The 15,557-nt window shown below is 72.3% G+C and carries 15 protein-coding genes and 1 tRNA gene; 5 read left to right on the forward strand and 11 right to left on the reverse strand.

Translation table 11 applies throughout. From position 1 onward, the window contains the following. Positions 1 to 43: 43 nt before the first annotated feature. The 5 genes from ASL10_RS05325 to ASL10_RS05345 all read right to left on the reverse strand — a co-directional run bounded on the left by ASL10_RS05325 (position 44) and on the right by ASL10_RS05345 (position 4,921). Positions 44 to 1,036 (reverse strand): YafY family protein, encoded by a 993-nt coding sequence (locus ASL10_RS05325; protein ID WP_056047399.1) that lies wholly within the window; start codon positions 1,034 to 1,036, stop codon positions 44 to 46. Further along, positions 1,029 to 2,051 (reverse strand): YafY family protein, encoded by a 1,023-nt coding sequence (locus ASL10_RS05330; RefSeq protein WP_056045087.1) that lies wholly within the window; start codon positions 2,049 to 2,051, stop codon positions 1,029 to 1,031. Before ASL10_RS05330 ends, ASL10_RS05325 begins: the two co-directional genes overlap by 8 nt. Before the next feature lie 24 nt (positions 2,052 to 2,075). After that, entirely contained in the window at positions 2,076 to 3,005 is a 930-nt protein-coding gene (locus tag ASL10_RS05335; RefSeq protein ID WP_056045089.1) for a hypothetical protein, read from the reverse strand. A 106-nt stretch (positions 3,006 to 3,111) separates the two neighbouring features. Then, positions 3,112 to 4,161: a tRNA (adenine-N1)-methyltransferase gene (locus ASL10_RS05340; protein WP_056045090.1), complete on the reverse strand. Its 1,050-nt coding sequence runs from the start codon at positions 4,159 to 4,161 to the stop codon at positions 3,112 to 3,114. A gap of 67 nt (positions 4,162 to 4,228) precedes the next feature. After that, the gene (locus ASL10_RS05345) at positions 4,229 to 4,921 is read right to left on the reverse strand and encodes an HAD family phosphatase (protein WP_233568315.1); all 693 of its coding nucleotides are present in this window, start codon (positions 4,919 to 4,921) and stop codon (positions 4,229 to 4,231) included. Between the two features lie 121 nt (positions 4,922 to 5,042). Between ASL10_RS05345 and ASL10_RS05350 the strand changes: the two genes are divergently transcribed. Continuing rightward, a complete protein-coding gene (locus ASL10_RS05350) occupies positions 5,043 to 5,954 on the forward strand; it encodes a proteasome assembly chaperone family protein (protein WP_056045092.1) in 912 nt (303 codons plus the stop codon). A gap of 58 nt (positions 5,955 to 6,012) precedes the next feature. Here the strand turns inward: ASL10_RS05350 and ASL10_RS05355 are convergent, their stop codons facing one another. The 5 genes from ASL10_RS05355 to ASL10_RS05375 form a co-directional block, all read right to left on the reverse strand. Next, complete coding sequence (locus ASL10_RS05355) at positions 6,013 to 6,708, reverse strand: response regulator transcription factor (protein ID WP_056045093.1); 696 nt, start codon at positions 6,706 to 6,708, stop codon at positions 6,013 to 6,015. Beyond that, positions 6,705 to 8,051, reverse strand: coding sequence for a sensor histidine kinase (locus tag ASL10_RS05360; protein ID WP_056045098.1), 1,347 nt, complete (start codon positions 8,049 to 8,051; stop codon positions 6,705 to 6,707). Before ASL10_RS05360 ends, ASL10_RS05355 begins: the two co-directional genes overlap by 4 nt. 130 nt (positions 8,052 to 8,181) lie before the next feature. Continuing rightward, positions 8,182 to 9,444, reverse strand: a complete 1,263-nt coding sequence (gene mshC / locus ASL10_RS05365) for a cysteine--1-D-myo-inosityl 2-amino-2-deoxy-alpha-D-glucopyranoside ligase (protein WP_056045100.1) — start codon at positions 9,442 to 9,444, stop codon at positions 8,182 to 8,184. Further along, positions 9,441 to 10,283: an undecaprenyl-diphosphate phosphatase gene (locus ASL10_RS05370; RefSeq protein WP_056045103.1), complete on the reverse strand. Its 843-nt coding sequence runs from the start codon at positions 10,281 to 10,283 to the stop codon at positions 9,441 to 9,443. Before ASL10_RS05370 ends, mshC begins: the two co-directional genes overlap by 4 nt. A gap of 28 nt (positions 10,284 to 10,311) precedes the next feature. After that, the gene (locus ASL10_RS05375; RefSeq protein ID WP_056045105.1) at positions 10,312 to 11,640 is read right to left on the reverse strand and encodes a M20/M25/M40 family metallo-hydrolase; all 1,329 of its coding nucleotides are present in this window, start codon (positions 11,638 to 11,640) and stop codon (positions 10,312 to 10,314) included. 109 nt (positions 11,641 to 11,749) lie between these two features. Here ASL10_RS05375 and ASL10_RS05380 point away from each other — a divergent pair. Further along, a tRNA-Leu gene (locus tag ASL10_RS05380) sits at positions 11,750 to 11,834 on the forward strand. A gap of 129 nt (positions 11,835 to 11,963) precedes the next feature. Here the strand turns inward: ASL10_RS05380 and ASL10_RS05385 are convergent. After that, positions 11,964 to 12,914 (reverse strand): ferritin-like domain-containing protein, encoded by a 951-nt coding sequence (locus ASL10_RS05385; RefSeq protein WP_043594964.1) that lies wholly within the window; start codon positions 12,912 to 12,914, stop codon positions 11,964 to 11,966. Between the two features lie 177 nt (positions 12,915 to 13,091). Here ASL10_RS05385 and ASL10_RS05390 point away from each other — a divergent pair, with 177 nt between their 5' ends. The 3 genes from ASL10_RS05390 to ASL10_RS05400 all read left to right on the forward strand — a co-directional run bounded on the left by ASL10_RS05390 (position 13,092) and on the right by ASL10_RS05400 (position 15,478). Beyond that, entirely contained in the window at positions 13,092 to 14,021 is a 930-nt protein-coding gene (locus tag ASL10_RS05390; RefSeq protein ID WP_056045108.1) for an alpha/beta hydrolase fold domain-containing protein, read from the forward strand. Positions 14,022 to 14,076: 55 nt separating this feature from the next. Then, a complete protein-coding gene (locus ASL10_RS05395) occupies positions 14,077 to 15,054 on the forward strand; it encodes an aldo/keto reductase (protein ID WP_056045111.1) in 978 nt (325 codons plus the stop codon). Between the two features lie 97 nt (positions 15,055 to 15,151). Beyond that, positions 15,152 to 15,478: a hypothetical protein gene (locus ASL10_RS05400; RefSeq protein WP_056045115.1), complete on the forward strand. Its 327-nt coding sequence runs from the start codon at positions 15,152 to 15,154 to the stop codon at positions 15,476 to 15,478. Positions 15,479 to 15,557: the final 79 nt, after the last annotated feature.

The raw sequence follows: 15,557 nt of genomic DNA on the forward strand, positions 1-15,557 counted from the left end.
GGCACGGCGCAGGCGATGCACAGGGCGTGCCGCAGCCGGACGTTCAGGGAGTGACGGACGGGTCGACGTCGTAACGCTCGATCGCCCGACGCGCCCAGTCGGCCACGGCCGAGCGCGCCGACTCGGGCCCGACGACCTCGGGGTGACCCGGGAGTCCCGCCACGAGGCGACAGAGCGTGCCGAGTCGGTTGACGCGCAACCGGAGGCGCACGCGGTCGTGCGGGAGGGGTTCGGGTTCGTCGGGACCGTAGTCCGCGAGGAGCGGCGCCGCGGCGGCGTCGAGGTCGAGCACCACGACCAGGTCGTCCGGAGACCCCTCGAACAGCGTCTCGGGCAGGGTGACGTCGTCGGCCCGGTGAGCGATCGGAGTCGCGGTGAGCGCCGGGGAGGCGATCCGGTCGAGTCGGAACGTCCGGGGAGCCTCGCGCAGGTGGTCCCAGGCCCTGAGGTACCAGTCGGCGTCGACCGACTCGACCCGCAGCGGGTCCACCCGCCGTCGTTCCGCGACCCCCCGGGTGCCGCGATAGTCGAACTCGAGCTGGACGCCCGCCTCGACCGCCCGGCCGACGAGCCCCAGGACCTCGTTCGTCTCGGACTGGTCGACGGCCACCTGGCTCGGTTCGCTGGACGCCCCACGCGACAGCTTGCTCATCAGTGTGGCGATGGCCGCGCGGTCCGCGTTCTCGGGCAGCGACGAGAGGTACTGCAGGCCCGCGATGAGGGCGGCGGCTTCGCGGGCGGAGAACCGTGGCGAGTCGTCGATGGCGACGAGGTTGGTCAGCACGATGACGTCGTTCTGCTCGAAGTCGTCCCACGCGATGTCGAAGAGGTCGCCGTGCTGGTACTGCGTCGTCTCGCCAGGGACGCCCGAGACGGCGATCAGCTCGACCGCACGCCGGATCTCGCCCACGCTCACGCCGAAGTGCGCGGCCGCCTCGGCCACGCTGACTCGCTCGTGGTCCATGAGCCACGGGACGAGCGACAGCAGGAAGGCGAGCTTGTCGGCCGCGTGGAGGGCACCGCGGGGCTCAGCCACGGGCACCCCCGTCGACCGGGCCGGTGGTGTGGGCGGCGAGCACGGCCTCGAGGCGGGTGCGCACCAGGGCACGGAGACCGTCGGGTTCGACGACGGTGACCTCGGGACCGAAGGAGGCCAGCTCGTCGGCGAGCAGGTTGTCGTCGGTCCAGTGGACGAGGAGCGTGTCGGCATCGAGACGGGTCGTGCCACGGCGCTTGCCGAGTCGGGTCTCGGCGTCGGACAGGGGCTCGACGCGGACGGTCGCGGTGCGATCGCGCCAGACCTGCTCGAGGTCGGCCAGCGCGCGCTCGGCCGTGGCGTCGTTGGGTCTCGTGTACGGGGTGGTGGTCAGCTGGACGGGGCCGACGACACGGGACAGGAGGAAGGTCTTGAGTGCCCCCGTGCCGACCTCGACCGCCGACACCAGCCACCGGCCCTGGTGCTGCACCAGGGCTGCCGGGGCGACCTCGCGCCGGCGGGCGGACTCGTCACCGGGCTTCAGGTAGTCGAACCGGACGACGACGCCCCGGTCGAGCGCCGTCCGCAGCGGCTCGAAGGCCGCGTCGCGGGAACGGAGCCGAGGGGCGTACTCGAGCTCGGGAACGCTCGCCGCGCCGCCGAGCGAGCGCAACTTGAGGAGTGCCCGTCGGGACTCGTGCGAGAGCGACCCCTCGCGCCACACCATCGCCGCCAAGGTGAGGAGGGCGGTCTCCTCGGACGAGAACGAGATGTCCTCGGGCAGCTCGTACGCGCCCCGCGGGATGCGATAGCGGAGTGCCTGGTTGTTGCCTGCCGCCGCCGGGTCGTCGATCGTCTCGAGGGGGACGCCCAGTTCGCGGATGTCGTCCTTGTCCCGCTCGAACTGCCGCTCGAGCGCGGCGTTGTCACCCGAGCGCGAGTACTTCTGGCGGTACCCCTGGACGGTCGACAGGATCTCGGTCTTGCTCAACCCGGAGTCCGTCGCGAGCAAGGCCAACACGAGGCTGAAGAGTCGCTCTTCGACGGGGACGCGGGGGGTGCGGGCAGTGGGCACGGCGACCGGCTCAGCAGGGCCGGGTCATCGGATCGCCCCGAGCACGTCGAACACGTACACGTAGGCGGAGCCACCGCTGTCGGACGTCGCGGGGAGCACGACCATGACCTGCGAGCCGACCTGCTGGCCCACCAGGGCCGAGCGGATGTCGTCGGGGATCTGCTCGTCGCCGAGGTCGACCGGCGTCGCCGAACCGCCGTTGGTCCAGGTCGACCCCGCGACCGTGGACGGCTGGCTCCAGGTGACGGCCGTGAACTGCACGACGGCGGAGTCGTCGGCGGTCAACGTAGGACCGTGCCCCTTGCGGACGAGGTGCACGACCTCGTCGGTGGGGGCGTCACCCGCGGGGATCGTGATGCCGGGTGCACCGTCGGGGGCGGTGACCACCGCGGGCAGGCCGTCCGCGCCGAGCTGGAGGGCCCCGTCGGCCTTCGCGAGGAACGCCCGCTTGACGTCGACGACGGCGACGTAGGCGGCGTCGGGATCGTCGTTCGGGGTCGACGCGGCGCCGTTGATCGATGCCGAGAGGTCGCTGGCCTTGACGGCGACCGCGACGCGCGACCCCACCGTGGAGCACTCCAACGCGTCGACGAGCGGGGCGAGCGTCTGCCCGCCCACCGTCAACGGGACGTTCGTCGAGCCGTCGTAGCCGCTGTCCTCGAGTTCCTGGCCCGTGCTGCCGTCGAACAGGGTGTAGTCGATGACGACCGGGGTGCCGTCGACGAGTCGCTGACCGTCGCCCTCGATGAGCGTCGAGACCTCGGTCTTCTTGGTCACGATCGGCGTCGGCACGTCGACGTCGGGCTTCGTGCCGAAGTCGCCGGTCGCGGTGACGACCGAGGCGGCGTCACCCGTGGGAGGGCAGCCGGCGGAGCCGGGGCCGGCCGTGCTCGAGCAGGCCGTCATCGAGGCGAGCAGGCCGACCGTCACGACGAGGGCGGGGATCTTGCGCACGGGGACTCATTTCGTGGAGGCGACCGGGGGGTCGGGTGGGGCGACCGGTCGGGTCGTTCGGATGCGGGGACAGCTTAGCGGGGGTGGTCGGAGCCCTCGACGATGCTCAGGCCGGGGTGGAACCGGTCGACGTGCCGTCGGCGCCGGCTCCGTCGGTGGTGCCGTCGACGGCCTCGGTCGCCGCGATCGCGGCCTCGGCCGCCGTCCGGGCCTGGCGTGCCGTCTTGCGCAGCTTCTTGTCGCTGGCCGACCGCTCGCCGAGTGCGCCGGGCGTCCAGGCCTCGACGTCGGCATCGCTGTAGTCGGACTTGGAGGGGCGTCGTTTGAGCTGCGGGAGCACCGCTCCCGGTGCCAGCCGGCGGGCGGTGAGGAGGAAGCCGGTGTGCCCGATCATGCGGTGGTCGGGGCGGACGGCGAGGCCCTCGACGTGCCAGCCGCGGACGAGCGTCTCGGACGCGTCGGGCTCGGTGAAGGCCTCGGAGGCGCGCAGGGCCTCGGCCGTGCGCGAGAGCTGTGTCGCGGTGGCGACGTAGCAGATCACCAGACCGCCCGGCTTGAGGGCGTCGGCCGTGACGTCGACGTTCTCCCACGGCGCGAGCATGTCGAGCACGACCCGGTCGACCGTCCCGTCGGGCATCGCCGCGGGCAACTCGTCGGCCAGGTCGCCGACCGTGACCGTCCAGTTCTCGGGCTCGGCACCGAAGAAGCTCGCGACGTTGCCCTCGGCGACGTCGGCGAACTCCTGTCGGCGCTCGAAGGACGCCAGGCGACCCTCGGGGCCGACGGCCCGCAGCAGCCAGAGCGACAGCGCACCCGAACCCACGCCCGCCTCGACGACCGTCGCGCCGGGGAAGATGTCGGCGAACGCCACGATCTGGGCGGCGTCCTTCGGGTAGACGATGGCCGCGCCCCGGGGCATGGACATCACGAAGTCGCTCAGCAGCGGACGGAGGGCGAGGTACTCGTCGCCCGTCGTGCTGGGGACGACGGACCCGTCGGGCAACCCGACGACGTCGTCGTGCGCGATCATGCCGCGGTGCGTGTGGAACACGGCGCCCGGGGTCAGCACGATGGTGTTCATCTTGCCCTTGGGGCCCGTGAGCTGGACCTTGTCGCCTTCGACGAAGGGGCCGGACTGGCGGCGGAACGCGGTCATGCGAGGGTGCTGCTTTCGGTCGGGTCGCACCCCGAGGGGTGCAGGAGGCGCGGCGTGCGCACCGGGGTCAGGAGTCGGAGGTCGCCTGGTCGCGGACGGCACGGCCGGCCCGGTGCAACGCGCGGAGGTCGTCGACCGTGGTGCCGACGAGGGTGTCGCGGCGGATGTAGGGGCCGTCGTCGGCGAGCGGTGCGTGGTGCTCGACGCCGATCGCGACGGTGCCGGCGGCGACGGCCGAGGCCAGGCCGGGCGTGCTGTCCTCGATGGCGATGCAGTCGGCGGGGTCGACGCCCAGCAGGGCGGCGCCCCGGAGGTAGGCCTCGGGGTGCGGCTTGGCGTGCTCGACGTCGTCGCCGGCGACGATCGCGTCGAAGGCCTCGAACTCGATGGCGTCGACCATGAACTGGGCCATGCGGCGGATGGACATGGTGACCAGGGCGGTCGGGACGCCTTCTCGGCGGAGCTCGGCGAGGAGTTCCTTCGCCCCGGGACGCCACGGGATCTCGACCGCGGCGCGCTCGAGGACCGCGGTGGTCAGGCGGTCGATGATCTCGTCCTCGGTCAGGTCGACCCCGTGGGACTGCAGGACCCGGGCGGACTGCCACAGGCCGCTCCCGATCATGGCGTCGCCGTCCTCGCGGCTCCAGGTGCCGCCGAACGACTCGACCAGTTCGACCTGGCAGAGGAACCAGTACGGTTCGGTGTCGACGAGGGTTCCGTCCATGTCCCACAGGACGGCGGCAGGCAGGGTTTCGGTCACGGCGGACGAGTCTACCGGGCCTGGTCGACGTGGCCTCCCGGCCCGCGCCTCCTGGTGGCGGTCACGGTCTATCGTGGAGGGTCAAGCGCCGGACGCCCTTCCGGCACGGTGAGGACTCAGGTTGACGAACACGTCGGATTTCGCTGCGGGACGCCTGCTGGTGGTCGCCTTCGAGGGCTGGAACGACGCCGGCGAGGCCGCCAGCGGCGTCGCGCGCAGCCTGGTCGAGACCCTCTCGCTCGAACCGGTGGCCGAACTCGACGGCGAACGGTACATCGACTACCAGTTCAACCGCCCGCAGGTGGGGCTCGACGACGACGGGGTGCGAACCCTCGTGTGGCCGCGCATCCAGCTGCACGCGGCCGCCGACGCCGCGACGGTCCTCCCCCGCGACCCGTCGTCGCCCACCACCGAGGTGCTCGTGCTGCTCGGTGCCGAACCGTCGCGGAGCTGGCGCGGCTTCGCCGCCGAGATCGTCGACCTGATCGACGTGCACGACGTCACGGGCGTGGTGTTCCTCGGAGCCATGCTCGCCGACGTCCCCCACACGCGGCCCATCTCGGTCTTCGTCAGCAGCGAGAACGAGGCCGTCCGCGACGAGTACACCCTCGAGCGCAGCACCTACGAGGGGCCGGTGGGCATCTTGTCGGTCCTCGCCGACGCCGTCGAGGCCGCGGGCGTGCCGACCCTGTCGATCTGGGCCTCCGTCCCCCACTACGTCCACAACGCCCCGTCGCCCAAGGCGACGCTCGCGCTCATCGAGAAGCTCGACGAGCTCTCGGGCGTGACGATCCCCCGCGGCGAGCTCGCCGCCGAGTCGACGGCCTGGGAGTCCGGCATCGACGCCCTCGCCGCCGACGACGAGGACATGGCGGGCTACATCGAGCAGCTCGAGCAGGCCCGCGACACGGTGGACAGCCCCGAGGCGAGCGGTGAGGCCATCGCGCAGGAGTTCGAACGGTACCTCCGTCGTCGCGACGGCAAGGGCGGGGACGGACGACCGGACGACCCGCGGTACCCCCCGGTCCCCTGACCGGTCCGCTGGCGACCCGTCAGGAGGGGCGGGGTGGGGCCCGATACGACGGCCCCGGTCAGGTGGCGGGCCCGCCCGGGACCGCGACGCCGTTCTCGTAGGCGAACACCACGGCCGCCGTCCGGTCGCGGAGGCCGAGCTTGCCGAGCACGTTGGAGACGTGCGTCTTGACCGTGGCCTCGCCCAGGAACAGCCGGCGGGCGATCTCGGCGTTGGAGGCCCCCGAGGCCAACCGGTCGAGCACCTCTCGTTCGCGTTCGGTGAGGGTCGCCAGTGCGGGGCTGGGGACGACGACGCGCGTCGTCGCGGGGTCGCCCACGGCGCGTTCGACCACGGCCCGGGTGAGTTGGGGCGAGAGCAGGGCGTCTCCGCGGTGGACGACGGCGATCGCCTCGATCAGGTCCTCGGGCGTGGCCGTCTTGAGCAGGAAGCCGCTCGCCCCCGCCTGCAGGGCCCGGAAGACGTAGTCGTCCCGGCCGAACGTCGTCAGGACGAGGACCGCCGGGCCGCCCCCGGGTGACTGCGCGAGGATGCGACGCGTGGCCTCGAGTCCGTCGAGGACGGGCATCTCGATGTCCATGACGACGACGTCGGGGCGGAGCCGCCGGACGAGGTCGACGGCCTCGAGCCCGTCGCAGGCCTCGCCGACGACGCGGACGTCGGGTGCGGTGTCGAGGATGATGCGGAAACCCGTGCGGACGAGGTCCTGGTCGTCGACGAGCAGGACGGAGACGGGGGCGGTCGTGTCGGTCATGGTCTCTCGGAGGGGTCGGCGGCGGTGACGTGGTCGAGGGGGCGGGCGTCGGCGCAGGCGTTCACGGGCAGGACCGCGCACACCCGGTAGCCCCCGCGCGGGCGGGGGCCTAGCTGGAGCTCGCCCCCGTGCAGGTCGACCCTCTCGCGCATGCCCCGCTGGCCCAGTCCGGGGCCGGTCGCCGTCGATCCCAGCGGGATACCCGCGCCGGGATAGGGCATGGGGCCGGGACGACCGTCGTCGACGACCTCGACCTCGATCGTCCGGTCGCCGTAGCGGAGGTGCACCTCGGCGAGGGAGGCGTTGCCGTGCTTGAGGGTGTTGGTCAGGGCCTCCTGGGTGATGCGGTACAGGGTGACCCCGATGCTCTCGGGGACGTCGCGGGCGTCGCCGTGCACCGAGAACCGGACCTCGAGGCCCAGAGCTCGCGTGTCGGCCATCAGTTCGGGCAGGGCGCCGAGGCCCGAGGGGCCGGACCCGGCCTCGCCGTCCCGCGACCGCAGGACGGACAGCAGGCGGTCCAACTCGTCGATGGTCGTCCGCGCCGTGCCCTCGACGGCCGAGAGGGCGCCTCGTGCGATGTCGGGCCGGTCGAGCGTCCGCCGGGCGGCGCCCGCCTGGATGCCGATGACGGCCACGTGGTGGGCGACCACGTCGTGCAGCTCGCGGGCGAGGCGGGTGCGTTCTTCGTTGATGGCCCGATCGGCGACGAGCTCGTGGGCTGCGCGCAGCTCGACCCCCGTGCGTTCGAGGGCGTGGAGCCGGGTGGCCGACACGCGGGCCGCCCGGCCGAAAGCGATGGCCGTGACGAGGACGATGCCGTTCGACACGAGCGTGTAGGCGATCGTGGCGAGGGTCACGGGGTCGGGTGCCTCGGCGTCGGACACGTAGACGGAGCGCAGCCACACGCCGAGCCAGACGAACATGACCGCGGTCACGACGACGCTGACGACGAGCGCACGGGCGCGCCGGGCGGCCCAGGCGTTCGCGGTGAAGATGACCACGAACTCGACGATCGACGGGGTGAGGGTGTCGGGGTAGCCCCTCAGCTGGGCGGCCAGGAACACGGCCGACACGACGACGAGGACGGCCACGGGACGCTGCCGTCGGAAGGCGAGCGGGGCGCAGAGGCCCAGGAGCCACAGCACGCTCTCGAGGGTCGAGGGCGAACCCGCCCCGTCGGCGTCCTCGACGATGACGGCGCTGAGCCAGAGCGTGACGAGGCCGAGCGCCGCGGTGAGGGCGGTGATCCAGAGGTCGACGCGGGTGTCGCGTCGGGTGAGCGGCCGGCGGGCGTCGCCCGGCGTCGCGGCCGGGGCCGGGGCGGTCGTCGACGTCTCCACGCCGACCATCGTAGGGCAGACGGGCGTGCTGATTGAGGAAGACTCATGCATGCGCATGGAGAACGGGATGGACGACCCGTTTCGTCCGGGTGACGGGGCGGACCGATCGCCTCGGCGCCGTCGGCGGCGTTCAGGCGCGCAGGTCGATGCCCAACAGCGCCTGCACGGCGTCGACGTCGACCTCGGACGGGGCCGTTCCCCGGGCCACGACGGCGTCGACGGCGTCGAGGGCCGAGGGCGTGTCGAGGTCGTCCGCGAGCGACGAGCGCAGGCCGACGACCAACGGGGTGGGGGCCGGGACCGGCACCGCGCCTCCTGCTCTCGTGGCGGCCCAGGCGAGCCAGCGCTCGAGCCGTCGTTCGGCGGTGACGAGGTCGGCGTCGAACCACTCCCAGTCGGAGCGGTAGTGGTGCGCCAGGAGGGCGAGCCGGACGGCGCGGGGGTCGCGGCCCGCGGCGACGAGCTCGCTGACCTTCACGAGGTTGCCGAGCGACTTGCTCATCTTCTCGCCCTGGTAGCCGACCATCCCGGTGTGCGTGTGGTGGACGGCGTAGGGGCGGCCGGTGAGGGCCGTGCCGTGCGCCGTGCTCATCTCGTGGTGCGGGAACACCAGGTCGCTCCCGCCGCCGTTGACGGTGACGGGCACGTCGAGGTGCTGCTGGGCGATGACGGTGCACTCGATGTGCCAACCGGGTCGGCCGGCGCCCACGGTGGTGGGCCACGACGGCTCGTCGTCGCGGGCCGCGCGCCAGAGCAGCGGGTCGAGGGGGTCGCGCTTGCCGGCGCGATCGGGGTCGCCGCCGCGCTCGGCGAAGAACCGGGCCATCGTCTCGGCGTCGTAGCGACTCTCGAGCCCCAGGTGCCAGTCGGTGTCGCGTTCGGCGGCCCGGACGTCGAAGTACAGGTCGTCGCCGGCGGTCGAGGCATCGGTGGGCACGGGGTACGCGAGACCCCGGTCGAGGAGGCGCGCCACGGCGTCGGCGACGTCGGTCACCACCTCGGTCACCGCGACGTAGTGCGTCGGCGGCACCACGGCCAGGTGCTGCATGTCGCTGCGGAAGAGGTCGGTCTGGCCGTCCGCGAGCTCCCGCCAGTCGACGCCGGTGGCCGTCGCCCGCTCGAGCAGCGGGTCGTCGACGTCGGTCGTGTTCTGCGCGTAGACCACCTCGACCCCGGCGTCGCGCCAGACGCGCAGCAGGGTGTCGAAGGCCAGGTAGGTCGACGCGTGACCCAGGTGGGTGGCGTCGTACGGCGTGATGCCGCACACGTAGAGACCGGCCCGCGACCCGTCGACCTCGGTCGGGTGCACCGTGCCGGTCGACGTGTCGTGGAGCGCCGGGAGGTCTCCCAGGCCCGGGAGGCGCGGGACGTCGGGTTCTGCCCAGGACCTCATGCGGCCACCACGCCCGTGCCGAGCAGGACGAGCAGGACGACGCCGAGCACGATGCGGTAGGCCACGAACGGGGCGAAGCTGCGGCGCGAGATGTAGTTCATGAAGAACGCGATGACGACGAAGCCGACGACGAACGCGACGACCGTGGCGGCCAGGGTCTCGCCCAGCGAGTAGGGCCCGGGGTCGCTGAAGCTCTGGACGAGTTCGTAGAGACCGCTGCCGAAGACGGCGGGCACGGCGAGCAGGAACGAGAACCGGGCGGCGGCGGGACGCGTGTAGCCGAGTGCGAGTGCCGTGGTCGTCGTGGCACCCGACCGCGAGACGCCGGGGAAGAGCGCCAGCACCTGGGCGACGCCGACGGCGATGCCGTGGCCGTAGCGCATGTCCTCGAAGCGCTCGGTCTTCTTGCCGAGACGATCGGCCAGTCCGAGAAGGACGCCGAACACGATCAGGACGATCGCCACGATCCAGAGCGAGCGGAACACCGTGCGGATGTACTCCTGGGCGACGTACCCCACGAGCACGATCGGGACGGTGCCGATGATGACGAGCCAGCCCATGCGGACGTCGGGGTCGGTGCGGGGGATCTTGCCGGTCACGCCCGCGAACCAGCGCGAGACGATGCGGGTGATGTCGCGCCGGAAGTAGATGACGACCGCGAGCTCGGTGCCGAGCTGCGTGATCGCCGTGAAGGTGGCGCCCGGGTCGAACTCGGCCGCCGCCCCGGGATCGCTGAAGAACAGGCCGACGAGCCGCAGGTGGGCGCTCGACGAGACGGGGAGGAACTCCGTGAGGCCCTGGACGAGGCCGAGCAGGAGTGCCTGGAGGAGATGCTCCACGCGGGTGACCCTTCTGGTGCGGGGGTTGCTAGTACGTCGACAACAAGTCCCGCAGGACGCGACTGCCAAAGGATAGTGCGTCGAGCGGGACCCGTTCGTCGACGCCGTGGAACATGGCCGGGAAGTCCATGTCCTCGTCGAGCCGGAGCGGGGCGAAGCCGTACCCGGCGATGCCGAGCAGGCTGAGGGCCTTGTTGTCGGTGCCGCCCGAGAGCAGGTAGGGCAGGACGGGTGCTCCCGGGTCGTGCCGGTCGAGGGTGGCGGTGATGGCGTCCACCAGGGGCCCCGAGAAGGGCGTCTCGAGCCCGATGTCGGTGTGCATCGTCTCGATCTCGACGTCGTCGCCGATCAGGGCCCGGACCTCGGCGAGCACCGCCGCCTCCTGCCCCGGCATGCACCGGATGTCGACCAGGGCCTCGGCCGTGTCGGGCACGACGTTGTGCTTGTAGCCCGCCGTCAGCATCGTGGGGTTGGTCGTCGTGCGCAGCGAGCCGCGGATGAAGCCCTTGGCGGTGCCGGTGCGCAGGACCAGTTCGTCGGGTGCGACCTCGTGCACGTCGACGTCGAGGATGCGGGCCACCTCGCCCAGCAGGGCGGTCGTCGTGTCCGTCAGCACGATCGGCCACTGCTGGCGGCCGAGGACTGCCACCGCCTCGGCCAGGCGCGTCACGGCGTTCGCCTCGATCATCTGCGAGCCGTGGCCGGCGGTGCCCCGAGCCCTGAGCTTGATCCAGATCAGGGCCTTCTCGCCCGTCTGCAGCAGGTACGAGCGTCGACCGTCGATGAAGGTCGAGTAGCCACCGACCTCGCTGATCGCCTCGGTGGCGCCGTCGAACAACCCGGGGTGTTCCTTCACCAGGAAGTGCGAGCCGAGGACTCCCCCGGCCTCCTCGTCGGCGAGGAAGCCCAGCACGAGGTCGCGGGCCGGTCGTTCGCCCGCCCGCAGGATGTCGCCGACGGCCGTCAGCATCATGGCGTCCATGTTCTTCATGTCGACGGCGCCGCGCCCCCAGAGCATGCCGTCGCGGACGACGCCGCCGAACGGGTCGACCGACCAGTTCGCGGGGTCGGCGGGCACGACGTCGAGATGGCCGTGCACCACCAGTCCGGGCTTCGCCGGCTCGGCGCCCTCGACCCGGGCGATCACGCTGACCCGGCCGGGTTCGGACTCGAACAGCTGCGGCTCGAGGCCGAGGTCGCGGAGGGCCGCCTCGACGTACTCGGCGGCATCCGCCTCGCCGTTCGACCGCCCACCGCCGTAGTTCGACGTGTCGAACCGGATGAGGTCGCGGGCGATGCGGGCCGTCTCGTCGAGCTCGGGCTCGGTCGGGCCGGTGCTCGTGGGGGTCGTCGTCATGCGCCCCACGCTACCTGCCGCGCCGCTCACGCCGACGGACGTGGCCGTGGTCACGAGGGCCCTCCGAGCCGTGCTAATCTTTCGTGTCGGCTTCGGTCGGCACCATCCAGTCCGGGTGGCGGAAATGGCAGACGCGCTAGCTTGAGGTGCTAGTGCCCGTATAGGGCGTGGGGGTTCAAGTCCCCCCTCGGACACTCGAAACACTCTCTCTCCAGAGGCGTTTCACCAGATCTGTGTTGAGACAGATGCTTGTTCGCAAGCGACGGAAGGCCCGCACACCCCGGTGTGCGGGCCTTCCTTGGTTCTCCGGCCTTCGTCGGTCGTCAGACCGCGCTGCCGGGGTTGCCGCTGGCGACGATCGAGCCGTTGATGCCCTGCGGGAAGAACCCGCCCTTGTCGATCTGGTTCGGCGTCAGGTACACGACGTTGAGCACGCGCTCGGCGGTCCGTCCGTAGACGATGGCGTTGGCGTCGGTCGGCACGAGGTTCTGGACGCCACCGAGGGTCAGACCCTGGTCGTCGTCCGTCGACCCGTCGAGGGAGTCGCGGGCGTCCGAGATCTTCGTCGCGGGCACCTGCAGTCCCTTGGCGTTCAGCGTGGTGCGGATGATGCCCGCGTGGTACGCCTCGACCGCGAGGATGCCGGCGGCCGCGCCGAGGTAGGTCTTGTTGTAGATCAGGGGTGCGGCCCCCTTGTAGGCGGTCACGCCGACGTCCTCGAAGATGAACGCCCCGAGCAGGAAGTTCTCCTCCGAGGCGAACGGGTCGAAGGTCTGGCCCGGCGTGATGACACCTGCCGCGAGGGCCGCCGCCGTGAAGCTGCTCTGCAGGTCGATCGCCGGTCGCGACACCTTCGCGCCCCCGAGCGCCGACCGCAAGAAGGAGACGTGCGCCTTCTCGTCCGCCGCGATCTCCTGCGCGATGCGCTTGACGATCGTGGTCTTGAACGGCACGGGTGCGCCGCCGACGACGCCGCCCTGGGGGTCGATGCCCGTGATCTGGTCGGCGGGCAGCCCCGAGCCGGTGACGGCCCGCAGGTAGAACTCCGCCTCGAGGTACTCGAGGTTGAGTGCGAAGTTGAGGATCGTCGCATCACTGATCACCTCGTCGGAGGGCGACACGGCGGCCGCGGACTGGGCGGGCAGCGTCGCGGCGACCGCGGCGAGCCCCGTGCCGAGGCCCGTGACCCCGGCGGCGGCGAGCAGCCGTCGTCGATCGATCGGGGTCTCGGCGCTCCGGGAGATGGCACTGCTGATGAAGCGTGTGTCGAACATCGTCGTTCCTTCGGGTGTGTTCGTGCAGCGAGGTGTGCCGTCGGTGCGCGCTCCCAGATGACGGCACCGGCGACGTCGGGGTCGGGTGACCCGTTCGGGGGACAAGCTAGCCCCCTCGCCTCCCGTCCGGTAGCCCCCGCCTCCCCTGGTCGTCCCCGGCGCCCGTAGGGTCGGGTCATGTCGCTCTCGATGGCCGCGACGCGTGCTCTTCTGCGCCTCCGGCTCCGCCTCCGCCCCCGCTCGACCGAGTCCGAGGACTCGCTCGTCCGCTCGGTCGCCCGTCAGGGCTCCGCCGCGCCGGTCACGCGAGCGGTGCACCGCGTCGCGACCGTCGAGGAGGCGCGGGTCGGTGGTGAGCGCGTCGTCACGCTCCGTCCGCGTCGGGCCCCGAGCGGCGTCCACGTGGTCTACCTGCACGGCGGTGCCTACGTGCACCCCGTCCTGGCCACGCACTGGAACCTGCTCGCGGGTCTCGTCCGCGCCTCCGGGGCCGTCGTCACGGTGCCCCTCTACGGGCTCGCCCCGGCCCACGACGTGGACGACGCGCTGCCGCTGCTGGACGCCGTCCTCGAGGACGTGCGACGCGCCTCCCCGTCCCGCGTCGTCGTGGCCGGCGACTCGGCGGGCGGGGCGCTCGCCCTCGTCGCGGCCATGAGGGGACGCGACGCCGGCCGACCGGCACCCGACGCCCTCGTGCTCTTCTCGCCGTGGGTGGACGCCCTGCTCGACTCCCCCGCGATCGACGAGGTCGCACCGCTCGACCCGATGCTCGCCCGCGACGGTCTCGTCGCCGCGGGTCGGTGGTGGGCCGGCGACCGTGATCCGGCCGACCCCCTCGTCAGCCCGGTGCGCGGCGACCTCTCGGGTCTCCCGCCCGTGTTCGCCTACGCCGGCGATCGCGACCTGCTGACGCCCGACGTGAAGCGGCTGGCCGCCGGCGTGACCGCGGCGGGTGGACGCGTCGAGCTGCGGCTGTACCGCGGTGCCTTCCACGACTTCGTCGGCGCGCCCTGGACCCCGGAGGCGCGGCGGGCGCTCCGACACGCCGCCTCGGTGATCCGAGGGGACGCGTCGATCGCGGGCCGGACCGCGCCGCCCCGCGCGTAGGGTCGCAGTCGGCGCGGGCGTCGGTGCCCCGCCTCGACGACGAGAGGTGCCACACATGGAGTACGCACGACTGGGCACGAGCGGCCTGACCGTCTCGGCGGTGACCCTGGGGTGCATGAGCTACGGCGTGCCCGACCGCGGGACGCACGAGTGGAGCCTGCCCGAGGACGAGAGCCGCCCGTTCATCTCGCGGGCGCTCGAGCTCGGCATCACGACCTTCGACACCGCCGACGTCTACTCGGACGGCACCAGCGAGGAGATCGTCGGGCGGGCCCTGCGGGACTTCGCGACCCGCGAGGAGGTCGTCCTGGCGACCAAGGTGCACGGCCGCATGCGTCCCGGCCCGAACGGGGCCGGGCTCAGCCGGGGGCACGTCATGAGCGCGATCGACGACAGCCTGCGCCGGCTCGGCACCGACTACGTCGACCTGTACCAGATCCACCGCTTCGACCCCGAGGTGCCCGTGGAGGAGACGATGGAGGCGCTCCACGACGTCGTCAAGGCCGGCAAGGCCCGCTACATCGGCGCCTCGAGCATGTGGGCCTGGCAGTTCGCCTCGATGCAGCACGCGGCCGACCTCGGGGGCTGGACGCGTTTCGTCTCGATGCAGGACCAGTACAGCCTGATCCAACGCGAGGAAGAACGCGAGATGCACCCCTACTGCCTGGACCAGGGCGTCGGCGTGCTGCCCTGGTCGCCCCTGGCCCGCGGGAAGCTGACCCGGGACTGGGACGCCACCACGGCCCGGACCGAGACCGACCGCTTCGGTCAGACGCTCTACAAGCAGCGCGAGGACGGTGACCGCCTCGTGGCGCAGGCCGTCGCCGACGTCGCGGAGGCGCGGGGCGTTCCTCGCGCGCAGGTCGCGTTGGCCTGGGTGCGGCAGCAGGACGCGGTCACGTCCCCCATCGTCGGCGCCACGAAGATGCAGCACCTCGACGACGCCGTGGCCTCGGTCGACCTGTGGCTCACCGACGACGAGCTCGACGCGCTGGAGTCGCCCTACGTGACCCGCGAGAACGAGGGGTTCTGACGGCACGGTCCCGCCCGGTCGACCGGCACCACGTCGGTCTAGGGTGAGCCGCACGGGCGGCGACGACGCCGACCGACCTCGACGAAGGGCATCACCCATGGGCAGCGACGCCAACCACCACGAGCACGACCGGCCGAGCACCGGCGGACCCACCTCGGGCGAGGACGGCTCGTACGTCGACGACGACCTCGACGGCGGCACCCGCACGCGCGGGCCGCACGACGGTGAGGCCGACGGCACCTACACCGAAGAGGCCGACACGAGCGAGGCCGACGGCACCTACACCGAAGAGGCCGGCACGAGCGAGGGCGACGGGTCGTACGTCGACGCGCAGGTCCCGGACGAGCCGGCCGCCGACGGCGGTCCCCACGACGGCGAACCGGACGGGTCGTTCACGCAGAGCGACCTCGACGGCGGTCGCTGACCCCACCGGCCGACGCGTGGCCGTGCCCGGCCCGGCCCCCGAGGGGTGCCGGGCCGTTCGGCGTGTGGCGTTCCGGCAG

The sequence above is a fragment of the Frigoribacterium sp. Leaf8 genome (assembly GCF_001421165.1).
Lineage (GTDB): Bacteria > Actinomycetota > Actinomycetes > Actinomycetales > Microbacteriaceae > Frigoribacterium.